General features: G+C 64.4%; 18 protein-coding genes. 13 read left to right on the top strand and 5 right to left on the bottom strand.

Annotated features, from left to right (window positions below; genetic code table 11):
* Positions 1-61: 61 nt before the first annotated feature.
* Positions 62-532 carry an AAA family ATPase gene (locus C1A35_RS32385; RefSeq protein ID WP_104668339.1) on the top strand — a complete coding sequence of 157 codons (471 nt, stop codon included), beginning with the start codon at positions 62-64 and terminating at the stop codon, positions 530-532.
* Positions 533-688: 156 nt separating this feature from the next.
* Here the strand turns inward: C1A35_RS32385 and C1A35_RS32380 are convergent, their stop codons facing one another.
* Entirely contained in the window at positions 689-1,300 is a 612-nt protein-coding gene (locus tag C1A35_RS32380; protein ID WP_104668338.1) for an outer membrane protein, read from the bottom strand.
* A gap of 96 nt (positions 1,301-1,396) precedes the next feature.
* Positions 1,397-2,443: an ATP-binding protein gene (locus C1A35_RS32375; protein ID WP_158665222.1), complete on the bottom strand. Its 1,047-nt coding sequence runs from the start codon at positions 2,441-2,443 to the stop codon at positions 1,397-1,399.
* A 516-nt stretch (positions 2,444-2,959) separates the two neighbouring features.
* Between C1A35_RS32375 and C1A35_RS32370 the strand changes: the two genes are divergently transcribed.
* From C1A35_RS32370 to C1A35_RS32345, 6 genes are all read left to right on the top strand, one after another.
* Entirely contained in the window at positions 2,960-3,796 is an 837-nt protein-coding gene (locus C1A35_RS32370) for a MurR/RpiR family transcriptional regulator (RefSeq protein ID WP_104668336.1), read from the top strand.
* 134 nt (positions 3,797-3,930) lie between these two features.
* Positions 3,931-5,049 (top strand): ABC transporter substrate-binding protein, encoded by a 1,119-nt coding sequence (locus C1A35_RS32365; protein ID WP_440271584.1) that lies wholly within the window; start codon positions 3,931-3,933, stop codon positions 5,047-5,049.
* Positions 5,050-5,106: 57 nt separating this feature from the next.
* Entirely contained in the window at positions 5,107-6,852 is a 1,746-nt protein-coding gene (locus C1A35_RS32360) for an ABC transporter permease (protein WP_104668334.1), read from the top strand.
* Entirely contained in the window at positions 6,849-7,949 is a 1,101-nt protein-coding gene (locus C1A35_RS32355; RefSeq protein ID WP_104668333.1) for an ABC transporter ATP-binding protein, read from the top strand. Before C1A35_RS32360 ends, C1A35_RS32355 begins: the two co-directional genes overlap by 4 nt.
* Positions 7,946-8,551 carry a histidine phosphatase family protein gene (locus tag C1A35_RS32350; RefSeq protein WP_104668332.1) on the top strand — a complete coding sequence of 202 codons (606 nt, stop codon included), beginning with the start codon at positions 7,946-7,948 and terminating at the stop codon, positions 8,549-8,551. The genes C1A35_RS32355 and C1A35_RS32350 overlap by 4 nt, the downstream gene beginning before the upstream one ends.
* A gap of 22 nt (positions 8,552-8,573) precedes the next feature.
* Positions 8,574-10,259, top strand: coding sequence for a Na/Pi cotransporter family protein (locus tag C1A35_RS32345; RefSeq protein WP_104668331.1), 1,686 nt, complete (start codon positions 8,574-8,576; stop codon positions 10,257-10,259).
* Between the two features lie 34 nt (positions 10,260-10,293).
* Here the strand turns inward: C1A35_RS32345 and pcaQ are convergent, their stop codons facing one another.
* The gene (pcaQ, locus tag C1A35_RS32340; protein WP_104668354.1) at positions 10,294-11,220 is read right to left on the bottom strand and encodes a pca operon transcription factor PcaQ; all 927 of its coding nucleotides are present in this window, start codon (positions 11,218-11,220) and stop codon (positions 10,294-10,296) included.
* A gap of 93 nt (positions 11,221-11,313) precedes the next feature.
* On the opposite strand from pcaQ, the gene pcaD reads away from it, so the two are divergent.
* From pcaD to C1A35_RS32315, 5 genes are all read left to right on the top strand, one after another.
* Positions 11,314-12,126: a 3-oxoadipate enol-lactonase gene (gene pcaD / locus C1A35_RS32335; RefSeq protein WP_104668330.1), complete on the top strand. Its 813-nt coding sequence runs from the start codon at positions 11,314-11,316 to the stop codon at positions 12,124-12,126.
* Complete coding sequence (pcaC, locus tag C1A35_RS32330) at positions 12,119-12,523, top strand: 4-carboxymuconolactone decarboxylase (protein ID WP_104668329.1); 405 nt, start codon at positions 12,119-12,121, stop codon at positions 12,521-12,523. The genes pcaD and pcaC overlap by 8 nt, the downstream gene beginning before the upstream one ends.
* Positions 12,524-12,535: 12 nt before the next feature.
* Entirely contained in the window at positions 12,536-13,285 is a 750-nt protein-coding gene (pcaH, locus tag C1A35_RS32325) for a protocatechuate 3,4-dioxygenase subunit beta (RefSeq protein WP_104668328.1), read from the top strand.
* The gene (gene pcaG / locus C1A35_RS32320) at positions 13,285-13,899 is read left to right on the top strand and encodes a protocatechuate 3,4-dioxygenase subunit alpha (protein ID WP_104668327.1); all 615 of its coding nucleotides are present in this window, start codon (positions 13,285-13,287) and stop codon (positions 13,897-13,899) included. The genes pcaH and pcaG overlap by 1 nt, the downstream gene beginning before the upstream one ends.
* Before the next feature lie 105 nt (positions 13,900-14,004).
* Positions 14,005-15,060, top strand: a complete 1,056-nt coding sequence (locus tag C1A35_RS32315) for a 3-carboxy-cis,cis-muconate cycloisomerase (protein ID WP_104668352.1) — start codon at positions 14,005-14,007, stop codon at positions 15,058-15,060.
* Between the two features lie 21 nt (positions 15,061-15,081).
* On the opposite strand, the gene C1A35_RS32310 is transcribed toward C1A35_RS32315, so the two are convergent.
* Positions 15,082-15,819: a FadR/GntR family transcriptional regulator gene (locus C1A35_RS32310; RefSeq protein ID WP_104668353.1), complete on the bottom strand. Its 738-nt coding sequence runs from the start codon at positions 15,817-15,819 to the stop codon at positions 15,082-15,084.
* A 111-nt stretch (positions 15,820-15,930) separates the two neighbouring features.
* Positions 15,931-16,719: an NAD-dependent epimerase/dehydratase family protein gene (locus C1A35_RS32305; protein ID WP_104668326.1), complete on the bottom strand. Its 789-nt coding sequence runs from the start codon at positions 16,717-16,719 to the stop codon at positions 15,931-15,933.
* Positions 16,720-17,010: 291 nt separating this feature from the next.
* Here C1A35_RS32305 and kdgD point away from each other — a divergent pair, with 291 nt between their 5' ends.
* Positions 17,011-17,922: a 5-dehydro-4-deoxyglucarate dehydratase gene (kdgD, locus tag C1A35_RS32300; protein ID WP_104668325.1), complete on the top strand. Its 912-nt coding sequence runs from the start codon at positions 17,011-17,013 to the stop codon at positions 17,920-17,922.
* Positions 17,923-17,935 lie beyond the last annotated feature (13 nt).

The following is a 17,935-nucleotide window of genomic DNA, read 5'->3' as shown; positions in this document are numbered from 1 at the left end:
CTTGATGGCGACAGGGAAATCAGAGTTTCATCTCGTTCGGCAGTGACCGTGAGAGAGCGAAATGTGGTATGTCCTTGGTGCGCCCGGATCGGGAAAGACGGCGGTAATCGAGCATTTGCGCTGCCTGCTCCCGCAGTCGGTGGTCCTTGATTGGGATGTGTTGATGGCGCCAGCCGGATTGCTTGCCGGCTGCGACATTCGGGAAACCGAGGCAATGTGGTCGCCCTATGCCGCACTCGTGCGACAGGTGGTCGATGTTGCCGATCCCAGCCGTGTCATCCTGCTTGGCGTTTGTACGCCGGATGAACTGCCCGATTGGCCCGAAGGCCAATGGCTCGTTCTTGACTGCAGCGACAGTGAGCGGGTGAACAGGCTCGCACGACGAGGCGAGACCGAGGCGGCAATAGGTGCAGCGCTTTCAGACGCGGCAGAGTACCGGAAAGTCGGTCTTGAAACGCTCGACACCACTCTTTTGACACCGAGACAAACGGCCGAAGCGATCACCCGCGTCCTGGCGCGCGAAGGCCGCTAGGGGCGCGTGATCCGGTCAGACTACGACCGGTGCGCTTACGGACGACTCCATGTTGGCCCGTGTGGTGGCGGCGCCTGCCAGGCGCCGCCGGGTGGCGAGCGATTGCCACTCGCCCGCCCGGTGCTAGGGGGACAGTAGAACCGGTCGCTGTCCGGGTCAGAAGCGGAAGTTCAGGCCGGTCTTGATCGCGTGATTGACCAGGTTGTCCGAGCCTTTCACGCCGCCGACCGTGGATCCGACGCCGTTGAAGCGGGTCTGCGTGTATTCGACCTTACCGGAGATGTTCTCGGTAAAGGCCATCTCTGCGCCGGCGCCATAGGACCAGCCCGTGTGCCAGCGATCGCCGGAGGTCACGGCGCCCTTGCCTTCAAAGCGCGCCGTGGTGACGCCCAGCGTGCCGTACAAGAGCACGTTGTCCATTGCGTAACCGGCCTTGGCCCTGGCCGTGCCGCTCCAGGTCTGCTGCAAGATGCCGCCTTTGCCGACCTTGTATTGCAGGCCGCCGGCGCGCGCCGCCTCGATCTCGCCACCGACCACGAAATCGCCGAACTGCTGATTGTAACCGACCTGGACGCCGCCATTGATCTTGTTCTTGCTGCCCTTCTGGTTCGAGGAGCCGGCGCCGATGTGACCGCCTGCATAGGCCCCGGTCCAACGTTCCACATTGGCAAAGTCGACGCCCGGATTGTTGAGATCAGCGGCCTGGGCGGCCGAAGCGGCTGCGGCAACGGCCAGGGCAAGTGCGGCCGACTTGAAGTTGAGAGTCATCGATCGTTTCCTTTATTGTCGCGGACCGGTCGGCCCGTTCAATGAGATCGATTTGACACACCTGCTTGCGGGTTCCGCGCAGAGTTCGTCCAGTTTTCATGGAGAGAGAACACTTTGCGCGCCTCTGCTCCCACAGTCCGTCGGCAATGCGATCTCGAAGGTCATTCCACCGGACTCGTTTCTCCTCGCGCTGGTCGAACCCCCGTGTGCCTCGGCGATGGCCCGGACGACCGAGAGCCCGAGGCCGCTTCCGCCACTCGCCCGCGATCGGGAATCGTCGGCGCGCCAGAACCGGTCGAAGGCGTGTTCAATGTCGATGTCGGACATGCCGGGGCCGGAATCCTGGCATTGGAAGATCGCCTGGGAGCCTCTCGTCTTTGTCACGATGGAAAGCCTGCTCCCCGGGGCGTATCGGGTCGCATTGTGCAGGATCGCGAGCAGGGCCTGCCTCACCTTCAGCCGATCAAGCGTCATCGGTACCCGGTCAAGGTTGAGGGAGACCGGCATCCCGGCCTTGTCGAACTCGCCGAGCATCGTCGCAACGGCGGTCTCCGCCTCATCGCCCATGTCGCCCGGCTCGGGCCTCAGTTCCAGCCGCCCCACATTCGAGAGCGCAAGAATGCGCAGATCCTCGACGATGCCGGTCAGATGGTCGATCTGGCCGATCAACCCATCGTAAAGCTCCGTAGTCGGCTTGAAGAGGCCGTCGCGCATGCCCTGCAGGCGGCCGCGCAGCACGGTCAAAGGGGTCCGCAGCTCGTGGGCGATGGCATTGTTCTGGTATCGCAGCTCGTTCTCGGCGTTCTCCAGCAGTTCAGCCATCCGGTTGAAATGGTCGATCACATCGTCGACTTCCCCCAACCTTCCGGACCGAACCGGCACGCGGGTAGAGAAGTTTCCCATCGCGATCGCTTTTGCGGCATCGCGGATGAGCACCAGCGCGTACACGATCCGCTGGCTGAGACGACCGCCGATGATCGCAGCGATCATGAGGCTGACGGTGAGCACCGCACCCAATGTCAGGAAGTCTGCCAGGGTGATCGGTTCAAAGGCCGTGTCGGGGTGCATCAGATAGAAGATGTACATGTAGACGCACGATCCCAGCGTCAGGACCGCCATGGTGGCCGTCACCACCAGAAACATGTGCTTCGTCAGAAGCCAACTGAAGCCTCCGCTCGACCATTCGCGATTTTTGGATTGGCTGCCTGAGGCTGGGCCAAAGGCACGGTCTGTCGTTTGAGGATCGCTCATCGTGGCTCTCGGAGTTTCGCTGAAGAACGCGATGCAACCGCCACGCACAGTTTTCGTTGAGGCCGTGCGTGGATTGCATGAAGATGACGCTGAAACATGAGGAGAATTCGTTCGGGACGGCGCGCCACGCGTCACAGATCGGTGGGAGCCGGTGGCTACGAGTTTGATTTGCGGTTCCTTGCAAAGAATCTTTCGGGCGAACGCGAAGGTTGCAGGTGTGCTCGTCCATGGCGCGCAAAGGTAGGTTCTTCGGGGCGTTTGGGCGCCGGCATGCAGGGTGGAAAGCCTGTTCGCAACGGGGTCTCCGGCGCTCTTGCAGGTCATTGCAAAGATTCTTGCATCACTCCCGTTGACGGCACGAAAGATTGCAGGAACGATGGATCCTGCAAATGAACTTGCGGGGACGTCATGACCATACTCGATCGCATTAAGACGCATTCCAGGCGGCTGACCGATGCGGATCAGAAACTGATCACGACCATGCTGGAGAACCGGGCGGAAGCGGCGTTCCTGTCGGGGCCGCAGCTTTCCCAGCGCGCTTCCGTCCATGAGGCCACGGCGACGCGGCTTGCGCAGAAGTTGGGCTACAAAGGCTTTCCGGACCTTCGCGCGCAATTGCAGCGCGAGGTGCTGGACGATCAGGATGCCGCCAACCGCATGCGCCGCTCGGTCTCGAAGGTCGAGCATGGCGACTATCTGACCGACTTGATCGCCGCCGAGATCACCGCGCTCGAAACGCTCGCCCGCTCGGTCGAGCAGGCCGACATCGACCGGGCTGCGGACATGATCTTTTCCGCACGCCGCGTCTTCATCTTCGGGCAGGGCCATGCGCAATCGGTGGCCGGCTTCCTGCAGCGCCGGCTCGACCGCTTCGGCATGACCACGATCCAGTTGACCGGGCGCGGCCGGGACATCGCCGAGCGCCTGGTCGGCATGGACGCCGGCGACCTCGTCGTGGCGCTCGCCTTTCGCAAGCAGCCGCAAAGCTATGGCCCGCTGATGCGGCATGCGACACGGGTCAGCGCGCAGGCGATCCTCGTTTCCGATCTGGTCGGGCCGCTGATGGAGCCCGCCGCCGATCTGATGCTCGCAGCGCCGAGGGGACGCTCGGGCAGCGAATTCCAGACACCGACGATCCCGTTTGCGATCGTCAATGCCATCGTGCTCACGATCGCCGGCCGCCACCAGGGGCAGGTGATCGGCAGGCTGGAGAAGCTGTCGGAGTTGTTCAACGACTTCGACTAGAGCGCGGTGCGGTCATGTGAACGCACAAAGTATGCTCTAGCACTTTGAATCCAGAGCATCTTTCCGCCCGCAGGTGAATCCACTTGAAGGCGGGATGCTCTGGCGGGGAACTACAAAGGGAGGAGAAAGAAATGCTGAAAAGACTGAGCAATGCCGCACTTGCCGCCTGTTTCGTACTGCCGTCGATGGCGGTCGCATCCGATCTCGACGGCCTGACGCCGCAGCAATTGCTGCCGCTTGCGCAGAAGGAGGGAAGCGTCACCGTCTTCTCGCTGTCGAGCCGCATCGCCAAGATCGAAAAGGCCTTCGAGGAAGCCTATCCGGGCATCGACCTCATCGGCCTCGACATGAGCTCGACCAAGCAGATCGCCCGCGTCGAGGCGGAGCAACAGGCCGGCGTGCACGCCGTCGACGTGCTCTACATCGCCGATACGCCTGTCGTGTTCACCAAGCTTCTGGAGGGGAAGCGGATCGTGAACTACGTGCCGCCGCGGGTCGCGAACGAACTGGAGGATCGCTACAAGGGGCCGCTTCTGACCCAGCGCCTCTCGACCAAGGTGCTGATGTATAACGAGAAGGCCTTTCCGGACGGTTCGCCTGTGACCAATCTCTGGCAGCTCACCCAGCCGGAGTGGCAGGGGCGGGTGCTGATGGTCGATCCGAGCCAGCGCGGGGAGTTGCTCGATCTTTTGACCGAGATCGCGCTTCATCCAGACGAGATGGCGGCCGCCTACAAGGCGCATTTCGGCAAGGATATCGAAGTGGAAGGAGAACTTCAGGGCGCCGGCGAGCAGTACATCAAGGACCTCTTCGCCAACGACCTGATCCTGGTTCCGAACAGCGACGTGCTCAACAAGTCGGTCGGCGACGTCAATGCCAAGAACCCGCCCGTTGGCTTCGGCACCTATTCCGACCGCCGCGACAACGAGAAGGAGGGCTGGGCGCTGCAGATCGCCAACAATGTCGAACCGGCCAACGGCATCCTCTTCCCGGCGGTGCTGACGGTTGCCGACAAGGCGCCGCATCCGGCCGCCGCGCGGCTGCTGATCGACTTCATGTTCGGCGACGACACGCCGAGCGGTGGCGCCGGCTTCGAGCCGTTCAACGTCCCCGGCGACTACGCGACCCGCAAGACGATCGCCCACCATCCGGACTCCGTCAAACTCGGCGACCTGAAAGCCTGGACGATCGATCCGGCAAAGACGGCCGCGGCGCGCGGGCGCATCGCCGACCTGATCATCACGCTCCAGTAACGGAAACCGTCAGCCGGCGCGGGTTCGCGACGTGCCGGCTGACGCCGAGGCTCGCACATGATATTCCTATCGATATCCGCACCATCGGGCAGCCGGCTGCTCCGATCGGGGTTCCTCTTGCCGGCAATTCTCGTCGCCATCGTCGCGATCCTGGTCGTCGCTCCGCTCTTGCGCATCCTCTTCACGACGCTGACGCCCGAGGGCATCGCGGCCTGGAAGGCCGTGCTCGTCAGTCCGCTCTCGACCAATCTCTGGTGGCGGCCGCTGCTCAACACCATGATCCTCGGCTTCAGCGTCGCCAGCGGCTGCCTGCTCATCGGCGGCTTCCTCGCCTGGCTGGTGGTGCTGACGGACGTGCCGGGGCGCCGTTTCCTCGGCCTGATGGCTTCGCTGCCCTACATGATCCCGAGCTTCGCCGCGGCACTTGCCTGGGGCACGCTGTTTCGCAATTCGCGTCTCGGCGGCTCGGCCGGTTTCTTCGAAACAAGCGGCCTTGCCATCCCGGACTGGCTTGCCTGGGGCCTGATCCCGACGGCGATCGTGCTGATCGCACACTATTATTCGCTCGCCTATACCATCATCGCCGCGGCGTTGAGCTCGGTCGGCGCCGATCTCGTCGAGGCCGGCCAGATGGCCGGCGCCAAGCGCCCGCGCATCTTCTTCGGCATCATCCTGCCGGTAGTCACGCCGGCGCTGATCGCGGCGGCGTCGCTGACCTTTGCCGGCGCCGTCGCCAACTTCGCGGCCCCGGCGCTGCTCGGCCTGCCGGTGCGCATGCAGACGCTTTCCACCCGCCTCTTCGGCATGATCGAGACCGGGCAGAACGAACGTGGCTTCGTGCTCGCGCTGCTGCTGATTGCGGTGTCGGCCCTGTTCCTGTGGCTCTCCGACCGTATCGTCTCCGGCCGCAAGGCCTTCATCACCGTGACCGGCAAAGGCGGGCGGACGAAGCGCTTCCCGCTCGGCGCCTGGCGCTGGCCGCTCTTTGCCGTCGCCGTCGTCATCGGACTTTTGACCACCGTCTTGCCTGTCCTTGTGCTGGCAGCATCGAGCCTGGCACCGCAGAGCGGCGCGCTCTTTTCCAACTGGACGCTGCATTTCTGGATCGGCGAAGGCGGCGGCGAGATGGCGCAGGGGCAGGCGGGCATCTTCCGCAATCCGGTGCTGATCGATGCGATCTGGAACACGATCCGCCTCGGGCTCGTCGTCGCCTTCACCACGATGCTGCTCGGTCTGGCGCTCGCCTATACCATCGTGCAGCGTCGCGGCAGCCTGCTCGCGACGGTGCTGAGCCAGCTCGCCTTCCTGCCGCTCTTGGTGCCGAGCATCGCCTTTGCCGCCGCCTATATCGCGCTCTTCGGCGCACCGATCGGGCCGCTGCCCTCGCTCTATGGCACCTTCGCCCTGCTGGTGATTGCGGCATCCGCGCACAATCTGCCCTTTGCCGTTCAGTCGGGGCGGTCGGTGCTCGGCCAGATCTCCGCCGATATCGAGGAAAGCGCCCGGCTGACCGGTGCGGGGCTGATCCGTCGCCTGTTTGCGATCATCTTTCCGCTGGTAATCCGGGGCCTCTTTGCCGGCGCGATCCTCGTCTTCGTCAAGATGGTGCGGGATCTCTCGCTGGTGGTGCTCCTGTTCACCGCCACCTCGCCGGTCTTGAGCATGGTCGCCTACCGCTACGCCGCGGAAGGCTTCATGCAGTTTGCCAATGCCATCACCCTCGTCATCCTCGTCGTCTGCCTGGCTGCCTCCTTCGTGGCCCACAGCCTGCAGAACCGTGTCCAGAAATGGAAAGCACAATGAATGCCCTAGCAACCGGCACCGCGGACGCCATCAAGATCCGCAGCCTCGTCAAACGGTTCGGTGCCTTCACCGCCGTCAAGGACGTCAACATCTCCGTGCCAGCCGGCTCCTTCCTCGTGCTCGTCGGTCCCTCCGGCTGCGGCAAGTCGACCCTTCTGCGCATGCTGGCGGGGCTTGAAAGCCCAAGCGAAGGCGAAATTGCCTTCGTCGGGCAGACGGTGTCGAGCGGTGCCGGCGGCGTCATCGCCGACGCCGGCCGGCGCAATGCCGGCCTCGTGTTCCAGAGCTATGCGCTCTGGCCGCACATGACGGTCGCCGGCAACATCGCCTGGCCGCTGAAGGTCGCGAAATGGCCACGCGACAAGCGCGAACAACGCGTCAGGGAAGTGCTTTCGCTTCTCGGCATCGACATGCTTGCCGAACGCTACCCGGCCGAAATCTCCGGCGGCCAGCAGCAGCGCGTGGCGATCGCTCGCACCATCGCGCCGCAGCCGAGCATCCTGCTCTTCGACGAGCCGCTGTCGAACCTCGATGCCAAGCTGCGCATCGAAATGCGCAGCGAGCTGATGCGCATCCACCGGGCCACCGGCGCGACATCGGTCTACGTCACCCACGACCAGGTCGAGGCGATGACCATGGCGACCCACGTCGCCGTGCTCAACAATGGCCGCGTCGAACAGTTCGGCAAGCCGATCGATCTCCTGCGCAATCCTCAGACCACCTTCGTCGCGACCTTCCTCGGCACGCCGCCGGCAAACCTGATACCGGTGCACCGCGTCGGCGACGGCCTCGTCTTCGGCGATTTGGTGCTCGCGCCGGCTTCCCTGGCCGCCGGCCGCGACGAGGCGCAACTGCTCTACCGTGCCGAGGACGTCAGCGTCGGCGCGGTCGCCGGCGTACCGACGCTCATGGCCCGCTTTGCCGAAGCGGCACCGATCGCGGGCCGGACCATGGTGACCGCCATGATCGGCGACCTGCGCATCACGGCGATGGCCGACAGCTACTTCACCGCCACCCCGGGGGAGACGATCCCCCTTTCCTTCATTCGCACGCCCGACGCGGTATTCGCCGCCACCGGAGAAAGGATCCATCAATGAGGCTCATCCTCATGCGCCACGGCGAGACCCAGTGGAACGCCGAACAACGCCTCCAGGGACAGGACAACTCGCTCCTGTCCGAGCGCGGGGTCGCGCAGGTGAGGCGGTTTCGGCCCTATGCCAAGGCGTTGAAGCCGGTCCGCATCATCGCCTCCGATCTCGGCCGCACCCGGCAGACGGTGGCACTCATCGGTCATCCGGACGCGCCGACCGACGAGCGCTTCCGCGAACTGGACATGGGCGAATGGACGGGACGGCGAAAGCCGGATCTGATCGCCGAGCGCCCGGAGGAATATGCCGCCTGGCGCGCCGGCACGTTCACGCCGGCCAATGGCGAAACCTGGGGCGCTTTCCGTGGCCGCGTGGCCGAGGGCGTGCATGACTGGATGTCGCGCACCGAGGGGGACCTGCTGGTCGTCGCCCATGGCGGGGTCGTGCGCGCCGCCTGCCACGAGTTCCTCGATCTTCCTCCCTCGCGCGTCGTCCCGGTGACGCCGGGGACTGCGACCATCCTGCATTTCCCGCGGCAAGGCAGCATGGCCGCGCAGCTGGAGGGCTACAACATCGGATCCGTCGCACCCGACGATTTTGTCGCGGATTGAAGCTTGCGGCGAGGGGCATGAGATGAACTCCGGAACATTGGTTATCCTGGAACTTCTGGGTGGCGTGGCGCTGCTTCTGTGGGGCGTGCGCATGGTGCGCACCGGCGTCATGCGCGGCTGGGGCGACCGGCTGCAGCGCTTTGTCGAAGAACGCCTGTCGAACCGGTTGACCGCCTTCGGTGGCGGGGTTCTTGCCACCGCCGTGCTCGGCAGCGCCACGGCGATGGCGCTGATCGTCGCCGGGCTTGCAGGTGCCGGCGCGATCTCGGCGCAAACCGGACTTGCCGTCCTGCTCGGCGCGGATATCGGCTCGGCGCTCGTCTCCGGCCTCTTTGCCTCCGGCTCGTCGCTTGCCGGCGTGCTCTCTCCGCTGTTTCTCTTGACCGGCTATGTCGCGTTCAGCGTGTCCGGCGAATTTCGGCCACGAAACGCCGGCCGCATCCTGATGGGCCTCGGCCTGATGCTGATGGCCCTGAAGGTGATCGTGTCGGCGACCGCGCCGTTGCGCGAAGCCACACTTTTCCACGACGTCCTGCAAGCGGTTGCGACCGAGCCGGTGCTCGGCTTCCTCGTCGGCGCGATGCTCGCATGGCTGTTCCATTCGACGCTCGCCGTCATCCTGCTCGTCGCCTCGCTGCTGATGAACGGCAGCCTCGAAGTCGCAGGCGCCGTCCCGCTCATCCTCGGGATCAATTTCGGCGGCGGCTTGCCGGCCGTCAGCGCAACGCTCGACCAGCCGCCACCCGCCCGCAAGCTGCCGATCGCCAATCTCTTCTGCCGCGGCATTCTGGCCGTGTCGCTGCTGCCTTTCGCACGGCAGATCGTGGAGATTGCCGGCCGTCTGCCCACGGATCCGTTGCACGTCGCCGTCGGCCTTCACGTCACCTTCAACCTGATCGTCGCGGCCGTGTTCCTGCCGCTGTCGTCGCTCGTCGTCAGTCTTGTCGAGCGGCTTGTCCCGCCGACGCCGGTCGCCGCCGATCCGTTGGCATCCCCCCGCTATCTCGACAGCATGTCGCTGGAGACGCCGGCAATCGCGCTCAGCAACGCAACGACGGAAACGATCCGCATGAGCGAATTGCTGGAGCGCATGTTCCGGATGGCGCTGACGTCCTTGCAGGCCGGCAGGCTGGAAAATCTGAAGGAGCTGCTTTCCGTCGATGCGCGGCTCGGCAATTACATGGCGTCGGTTCACGCCTATCTCGGACAGTTGACCCAGGACGGGTTGCCGGCCGGAGAGACCAGCAGGGCCCATGAAATCATGCTGTTTGCGAGCAATCTCGAACATGCAGGCGACGTCATCAAGCTGAGCCTTGCCGATCGCATTCGGGTAAAGATCAAACAGAACATCCAGTTTTCCGCGAGCCAGCGCGCGGCGATCGAGGCGCTCTCGGAGGTGATCGCGGCCTCTTTGAGATTGCTGCCTGCGGCCCTCTCGTCCAGGGACGTTACGGCAGCCTCCCGCCTGGCGGCACAAAAGGACCGTTTCCGCGAACTCGAGGACGAAATCGTCCGGCGGCATCTTGGCGGCGAGCATGCGGAGACGGCGGCCGGTGCAAGAGACAATGCCCTCTTCATCGATCTCGTGCGCGACCTCCACCGGATCAATTCCGATATCGCCGCGGCCGGTTATCCGCTGGTGCAGGCCGCCGGCTTGCTAAGCAGCAGCCGAATATTGGATGCTGGAGCGGTTGCCGGCGCGAGATGACCGCAAGGTGACCTCGCCAATCGGCGTGGTGCGGCTAGAGCTTGGCCGAGATCGCCGCCGCGGCCTCGCGGATGGTCTGCATCAGCAGAGAAAGGGCGAGCGTGGGTGCTGCGTCTGCGCGCATGGTCAGGCCGACCGGACCCTTCGTCTCGCTGGTGTCGATCGGCAGGATTGCGATCGTGCCGTCCTCGACATCGGCGGCGACGACGCCGGCGGAAATGATCCAGATCGCGTCGCTCGCCCTGACGAAAGCACGACCGAAGGCGTCGGACACGGTCTCGATCTGGTTCGGCAGGCTGGCGATGCCGTTGGTGATCAGGAAGCGCTCGACGAAGGGGCGGATGATCGAGGCGCGCGTCGGCATCAGCACCGGGAAATCCGCGAGCCGTGCAAAGGTGGAATGCGCGCCCGCAAGCAGCGGATGCCCGGCCCGGACGGCAAAGACCACCTGTTCGGAATAGAGATGCTCGAACGAAAAGCCGGTCATCTTTTCCGGAGCAGCAAGCCGTCCGACGACGAGATCGAGATCGCCGACGCGCAGCTGTTCGAGAAGCACGGCGTTCTCGCCGGTGACGATCTTGATGCGCGCGCCGGTCTCCTCCTTGAGAAACAGCGTCATGGCGCGCGGCATGATCCGCGTCGAGACGGTCGGCAGCGCCCCGACGCGAACCGGCACGCCGTCGCCGGCGCGTTCCTGCGACACCGAATCAAGCCCCTGGCGCAGCGCCGTCAGGGCCGCGCCGGCGTGGCGCAGGAACACTTCGCCATAGCGTGTTATCTTGATGCCGCGCCCGTCGCGCTCGAAAACGGCGACGCCAAGCACTTCTTCCAGCTCGCGGATCGTCTTGGTCACGGCCGGCTGGCTGACATGCAGCAGCTCGGCTGCCTTCATCACGCTCTTCTGCCGGGAGACCTCGACAAATGTCTGCAGATGGCGAAACTTGACCCGGGCGTCGATCATGGAATTCATAACCCTCAAGTTAATGAAATGCCATGAAATATCATTTTACCTAACCAGATTAAATATCCAATTTGGTGGCGGAGGAGAGAGCCCGTGCAGTTTGCCCGCATCAACGACATCACGATCCACTATCAGGTAATCGGCGCCACCGGCGACCGGCCGGTGCTGGTTTTCGCCAATTCGCTGGGCACGGATTTCCGCATCTGGCGCGACGTCGTCGTCCGCCTTGCCGGCGATTATGCCATCGTCCTCTATGACAAGCGCGGTCATGGCCTCTCGGATATCGGGCCGCCCCCCTATGCCATCGAGGACCATGCCAACGACCTTGCAGGCCTGCTCGACATGCTCTCGGTTCGGCAGGCGATCATCTGCGGCCTTTCGGTCGGCGGCCTGATCGCGCAATCGCTCTATCAGCGGCGTCCCGACCTCGTGCGGGCGCTCGTCCTTTGCGACACGGCCCATAAGATAGGCACCGCCGAGATGTGGGCGGCACGCATCGCCGCCATCGAGGAGCATGGTATCGCGGGAATTGCCGATGGCGTGCTCGAGCGCTGGTTCACGCCGGCCTTTCGCCGGCCGGAAAACACTGCCCTTGTCGGCTACCGCAACATGCTCGTCCGTCAGCCGGTCACCGGTTACGTGGCCACCTGCGCCGCGATCCGCGACGCCGACTATACGGAGGCCGCCGCGCGCATCGCCGTGCCCACGCTCTGCGTCGTCGGCGACCAGGACGGCTCGACGCCGCCGGAGGTGGTGCTTTCGACCGCCCGCCTCATTCCCGGCGCCCGCTACGAAGTCATTCGCGATGCAGGCCATATCCCCTGCGTCGAAAATCCGGAGGCGCTTACCGCGGTGCTGCGCGCCTTCTTCGAAATCGCAATGCATGGAGACAGGACCCATGAGTGACGCTTCTGCGCCCTCCGACCGCTATCACCAGGGCATGGCCACGCGCCGTGCGGTGCTCGGCGACAATCATGTGGATCGGGCGCAGTCGGTTTCCACCGAGTTCGATCGACCCTTCCAGGAGCTGATCACCGAAGCGGCCTGGGGCCATGTCTGGTCGCGGCCGACCTGGACGAAGCGCGAGCGCTCGATCGTCACGATCGCGCTGCTCGCAGCACTTGGCCAGGACGACGAGGTGGCCATGCATGTGCGGGCGACGACCAACACCGGCGCGAGCCGCGAGGATATCTGCGAGGCGCTGCTGCATGTGGCGATCTATGCCGGCGTGCCGGCGGCCAATCACGCGATCAAGATCGCCAAGCAGGTCTTTGCCGAGATCGATGCCGGCGCTGCGGCCTGACGGGAGAAGATGATGTCCGAGAGAACGAACAGCAAGCCGGAAACGGGCGCCTTCTTCCCGCGCGATCGTGCGTGGCATGCGCCGGCGCTGACGCCCGGCTACAAGACCTCGGTGCTGCGCTCGCCGCAGAAGGCGCTGCTTTCGCTCGACGGCACGATTTCGGAGATCACCGGCCCCGTCTTCGGCCATTCTCTCATCGATGAGCTCGACAACGATCTCATCCATAACTTCGCCAAGCCCGGCGAGAGCGCCATCGGTGAGCGCATCATCGTGCATGGCCGCGTGCTTGACGAGCGCGGGCGCGCAGTGCCGGGGGCCCTGCTCGAATTCTGGCAGGCCAATGCCGGCGGTCGCTACCGTCACAAGAAGGAAAGCTACCTCGCGCCGCTTGATCCGAACTTCGGCGGCTGCGGCCGCACGATCACCGACGCGGAAGGGAGCTACGCTTTCCGCACGATCAAGCCCGGCCCCTATCCCTGGCCGAACGGCGTCAACGACTGGCGCCCGGCGCACATCCATTTCTCGGTCTTCGGCCACGGGTTTGCGCAACGGCTGATCACCCAGATGTATTTCGAGGGCGATCCGATGATCTGGAAGTGTCCGATCGTCAACACCATCCCCGATCGCCAGGCCGTCGAGCAACTGATCGCGCCGCTCGATTGGGCCAACACCATCCCGTTCGATGCGCGCGCCTACAAGTTCGACATCGTGCTCCGGGGACGCCGCTCGACGCTGTTTGAAAACCGGCTGGAGGGCAACTGATGGTTCAGCAACTTGGCTACCTCAAGGAAACGCCTTCGCAGACGGCGGGTCCCTATGTGCATATCGGCCTGACCCCGAACTTCTGCGGCATTGCCGGCGTCTACGAAACGGATCTCGGATCGCGGATGGTCAACGACAAGACGCGCGGCGAGCGCATCACCATCACCGGTCGGGTCATCGACGGGGCGGGCGCGCCGCTGAAGGACGCACTGGTCGAAATCTGGCAGGCGGATGCCGCCGGGCTCTACAACTCGCCAACCGAGATCCGCGGTGCGGCGGACGTCAACTTCACCGGCTGGGGGCGGTGTGCAACGGACGCCGAAGACGGGATCTTTTCCTTCGACACCGTGAAGCCGGGTCGAGTTCCCTATAGCCACGATCGGCAAATGGCGCCACACATCACCTTCTGGATCGTGGCGCGCGGCATCAATGTCGGGCTTCACACCCGCATGTATTTCCCGGATGAGGCAGAGGCCAATGCCGCCGACCCGCTGCTTGCGCGCATCGAGCATCGTCATCGCGTCGCGACGCTTGTCGCGACCGGAAGCGCGCCTAATTATGTCTTCGACATTCACCTGCAGGGTGAGAAGGAAACGGTCTTCCTCGACATCTGAACAGGAGTGTCACGCCTGGACATGGAGTGCCACACGGGCGGCATTCCAGCAGCAGGTGGCATTTCGTTCGGCGAGCCGCAATCCGCGACCAGAAACGGGGAAACCATGACCTATTCCGCCTTCGACCACCCTTATCTCTCCGGGCTCCTGGGCGATGAGGCGGTTGCCGCCGAATTCACGGCTTCCGCAGACATCCACGCTATGCTCGCCTTCGAAGCGGCGCTGGCGCGGGCCGAGGCCGTGCACGGCATCATTCCGGCAAAGGCCGCCGACCGGATCACCGAGGCCTGCCGTGCCTTTTCGCCCGACATCCATGCGCTGAAGCGCGCCGTGGCGAGCGATGGGGTCGTGGTTCCCGAACTCATCCGGCAACTGCGGGCCACCGTTGGCGGCGAGGCGGCGGACTATGTGCACTACGGTGCAACCAGCCAGGATGTCATCGACACCAGCCTGATGCTGAGGATGAAGGCGGTCGCCGAGCTTTTCGCCGTCCGGCTCGGCGGCATCGTCACGGTGCTCGAGGAGTGCGACAACGAATGGGGCGAGCGCGCGCTGATGGGGCGCACCCGCATGCAGGCAGCGATCCCGATCACGGTGTCTGACCGGCTGCGCAGCTGGATCGAGCCGCTGCTCGATCACAAGGACCGGCTGGAAGCCATGGACCGCGATCTCTTCGCCGTTCAGTTCGGCGGCGCCGCGGGCACGCTGGAAAAGCTCAAGGACCGGGCGGACGACGTGCGTGCGACGCTTGCCGAAGAACTCGATCTCGCCGATTTTCCGCAATGGCACAGCCAGCGCTCGGAGGTGGCGGACTTCGCCAGCGCCCTGTCGCTCGTGACGGGCAGCCTCGGCAAGATCGGCCAGGATATCGCCTTGATGGCGCAGCAGGGCGACGAGATCGAGCTTGCAGGCGGCGGTGGTTCCTCGGCCATGCCGCACAAACAGAACCCGGTGGCGGCAGAGGTTCTGGTGTCGCTCGCCCGGTTCAATGCGACCCAGCTTTCCGGCATGCACCATGCGCTGGTGCATGAGCAGGAGCGCTCCGGCGCCGCCTGGACGCTCGAATGGCTGATCATGCCGCAGATGGCCGGCGCAACGGCGGCAGCCCTTCGCCTGGCGGACGAACTCGTTGGCAAGATACGAAGGCTCGGCCGCGCCTGAGCGCACCGGCTGCGCGGCTCGTCAGCGAGCCGCGCGCAACATCGAGCGGTAGCGCGCCTGGCTGTTCTTGAGGTGCTGGCGCATGGCGCTGCGTGCCCGTTCCTCGTCTCCATCCTGGATCGCGATGAGGATCGCCTCGTGCTCCGAGATCAGCCGCGACAGTTCCGCCGAGGCCAGAACGGTTTCCTCTCCGCTCGCCGAAACCGCGCGACGGGGAATGAGCGCGGTGCCGAGCATCTGCAGGAATTCGCTGAAGCGCGGATTGTTGGTCGCCTGGGCGATCGCCAGATGGAAGTTGAAGTCGGCCTCCGCGGTCGGCCGACCCTCCGCAGCGCTGGCGCAGAAGCTGTCGAAAGCTTCGGCGATCTGCTCTTCCTGGGCCGGCGAGCGGCGAAGGGCGGCAAGTGCTGCGGCATCGCCTTCCACGGCGGTCCGCAGTTCCAGCATTTCGATCAGCGAGGAGACGCGCGCAAGGTCGATGCCGTGAAACGGCAGCGGGGTGGAAGGGGCAGGTTCCAGCACGAAGACGCCGATGCCGTGCCGCGCCTCGACCAGGCCGCCGGAGCGCAGCGCCGCGATCGCCTCGCGCACGACCGTGCGGCTCACGCCGAATTCCTGGGTCAGCTGCGCTTCCGAAGGCAGGCGGTCGCCCGGCTTGTAATGCCCGGTGCCGATCTGGCCGCTAAGGGCGTCCGTCACCTTGGCCACCAGCGTCCTGCCTTGAGCGGCTGTGTTGTCGGGGGCGGTGACGTTACTCATGGGCATGACCGTTTCTGCGACTTGGCTGTTGGGTGTCTGGATACGCCATTGCCGATCGAGGGCGCAATCCACTGGCTGACTGCAAAGGCGTCGGGAGCCAAGGCCGGCGTCTCAAAAAATCGGATCGTCGACGAAGGCGCCGCCCTGGTAGCGCACGAGAGAATCGCCCGGCTGTGGTTTCGGGGTGTTTTCGGCAATCTTTTCGCGGAAGACCTCGGCATTGTCCTTCGGTCGCCAGCCGAGCCAGCCGACATGGGCGTTGTCCCACCAGCCGGCGTCGTTGGCCGATGCGCCCCAGATGACCGGGCAACCGAGAACCGGCACGCGGAAGACGGCTTCGACGAGCGAGACGAAGTCGTCGTGGGAAAGCCAGGTGGAGAGCATGCGGTAGTTGATCGGCTCGGGCAGGCAGGAGCCGATGCGCACCAGAGCGGTCTCCTGGCCGAACTTCTCGAAATACATGCGCGCAAGCGCTTCGCCGAAGCACTTCGATACGCCGTAAAGCCCGTCCGGCCGGTAGGGTGCGTCCGGGCCGAGCCGTTCGCTTGGCAGATAGTAGCCGATCGTATGGTTGGTGCTGGCAAAGAGGATGCGCGGCTGGTTGTTGGCGCGTGCCGCCTCATAGAGATTGTAGAGGCCGAGGATATTGCCGTCGAGGATTTCCAAGAACGGCCGCTCGATCGATATGCCGCCCAGATGCACGATCGCATCGCAGCCGGTGACGAGGTCGTGAACGGCACCGGCATCGGCGAGGTCGCACTGAACGCATTCTTCGTTTTCGCCCGGCGGATCGAGCGGCGCGCGGTCCGAAAGACGGATCGTCCTTGCCAAGGGCGCCAGCCTTTTGCGCATGACGCGGCCCAACTGGCCCGCCGCGCCGGTGATCAGAAGTCGTTCCATTGCCTGTCCTCCCTCGGCCGGCGCAAGCGTTCGTCGAGAATGGCGCGCCAACATATCATATGATATCGGCTAACATATAATACGTCGTCTTCGCAATATGAGTGAGGCAGTCAATTGTCTCTTTCGCCGAACGGTTCGCGCTGTGATCCGACGTGTCAAAGCGTTTCGCTTCGATCTGAGTGATTTGAAAATCTCCATATGTCATATGACAACATGTATTATGACATATTGACATGTGTGTGATGACTTGCTTAGTAGGGCACGTCGAGTTTTAGGGAGGACCCGCACGAAATGACCCCCGAGCAGATCAAGGCCGCTCTTGGTTCAGGCCTCCTTTCGTTTCCGGTGACGCATTTCGATGCGGAGGGCCGTTTCGCGCCGGACAGCTACCGGGCGCATGTGGCGTGGCTTGCCGGCTACAGGGCGCCGGTGCTGTTTGCCGCCGGCGGTACGGGGGAGTTCTTCTCGCTGAAGCCGGATGAAATCCCAGAGATCGTCAAAGCCGCCAAGGAGGTGGCCGGGGAGACGGCGATCGTGTCGGGCTGCGGCTACGGCACGGAGATGGCCGTCGAGATTGCCCGGTCGGTCGAGCGCGTCGGGGCGGATGGCATCCTGCTTCTGCCGCACTACCTGATCGATGCGCCGCAGGAAGGGCTCTATGCCCATGTGAAGAAGGTCTGCCGGTCGGTCGGCATCGGTGTCATGGTCTATAACCGCGACAACTCGGTGCTGCAGCCCGATACGCTCGCCCGGCTCTGCGACGAATGCCCGAACCTTATCGGCTTCAAGGACGGCACCGGCGACATCGGTCTGGTGCGCCAGGTCACCGCCAGGATGGGTGACCGGTTGATGTATCTCGGCGGCATGCCGACGGCGGAACTGTTTGCCGAGGCCTATCTCGGCGCCGGGTTCACCACCTATTCTTCGGCCGTCTTCAACTTCGTGCCCGGTCTTGCCAACGAATTTTATGCAGCCCTTCGCAGCGGCGACCGTGCCACCTGCGAGCGCATCCTCAAGGATTTCTTTTATCCCTTCATGGCCATCCGCAACCGGGCCAAGGGCTATGCCGTTTCGGCGGTCAAGGCCGGCGTGCGCCTGCAGGGGTTCAATGCCGGCCCCGTACGCAGTCCGCTCACGGACCTGACAAGTGAGGAAGTCCGGATGCTTGACGCACTTATCGGCGCGCAGAAGCGCCAAGCCTGACGGGGAAGGGAGG

This window comes from Ensifer adhaerens (genome assembly GCF_002940685.1).
Classification (GTDB): Bacteria; Pseudomonadota; Alphaproteobacteria; order Rhizobiales; family Rhizobiaceae; genus Ensifer; species Ensifer adhaerens_E.
Note: the sequence above shows the minus strand (reverse complement) of the source record. Positions and strands in the feature narration are given on the sequence as shown.

Coding starts and splice junctions, on each gene's coding strand:
- C1A35_RS32385 (WP_104668339.1), top strand. CDS start 62: ATGTGGTATGTCCTTGGTGCGCCCGGATCGGGAAAGACGGCGGTAATC.
- C1A35_RS32380 (WP_104668338.1), bottom strand. CDS start 1,300: ATGACTCTCAACTTCAAGTCGGCCGCACTTGCCCTGGCCGTTGCCGCA.
- C1A35_RS32375 (WP_158665222.1), bottom strand. CDS start 2,443: ATGTTTCTGGTGGTGACGGCCACCATGGCGGTCCTGACGCTGGGATCG.
- C1A35_RS32370 (WP_104668336.1), top strand. CDS start 2,960: ATGACCATACTCGATCGCATTAAGACGCATTCCAGGCGGCTGACCGAT.
- C1A35_RS32360 (WP_104668334.1), top strand. CDS start 5,107: ATGATATTCCTATCGATATCCGCACCATCGGGCAGCCGGCTGCTCCGA.
- C1A35_RS32355 (WP_104668333.1), top strand. CDS start 6,849: ATGAATGCCCTAGCAACCGGCACCGCGGACGCCATCAAGATCCGCAGC.
- C1A35_RS32350 (WP_104668332.1), top strand. CDS start 7,946: ATGAGGCTCATCCTCATGCGCCACGGCGAGACCCAGTGGAACGCCGAA.
- C1A35_RS32345 (WP_104668331.1), top strand. CDS start 8,574: ATGAACTCCGGAACATTGGTTATCCTGGAACTTCTGGGTGGCGTGGCG.
- pcaQ (WP_104668354.1), bottom strand. CDS start 11,220: ATGATCGACGCCCGGGTCAAGTTTCGCCATCTGCAGACATTTGTCGAG.
- pcaC (WP_104668329.1), top strand. CDS start 12,119: ATGAGTGACGCTTCTGCGCCCTCCGACCGCTATCACCAGGGCATGGCC.
- pcaH (WP_104668328.1), top strand. CDS start 12,536: ATGTCCGAGAGAACGAACAGCAAGCCGGAAACGGGCGCCTTCTTCCCG.
- pcaG (WP_104668327.1), top strand. CDS start 13,285: ATGGTTCAGCAACTTGGCTACCTCAAGGAAACGCCTTCGCAGACGGCG.
- C1A35_RS32315 (WP_104668352.1), top strand. CDS start 14,005: ATGACCTATTCCGCCTTCGACCACCCTTATCTCTCCGGGCTCCTGGGC.
- C1A35_RS32310 (WP_104668353.1), bottom strand. CDS start 15,819: ATGAGTAACGTCACCGCCCCCGACAACACAGCCGCTCAAGGCAGGACG.
- C1A35_RS32305 (WP_104668326.1), bottom strand. CDS start 16,719: ATGGAACGACTTCTGATCACCGGCGCGGCGGGCCAGTTGGGCCGCGTC.
- kdgD (WP_104668325.1), top strand. CDS start 17,011: ATGACCCCCGAGCAGATCAAGGCCGCTCTTGGTTCAGGCCTCCTTTCG.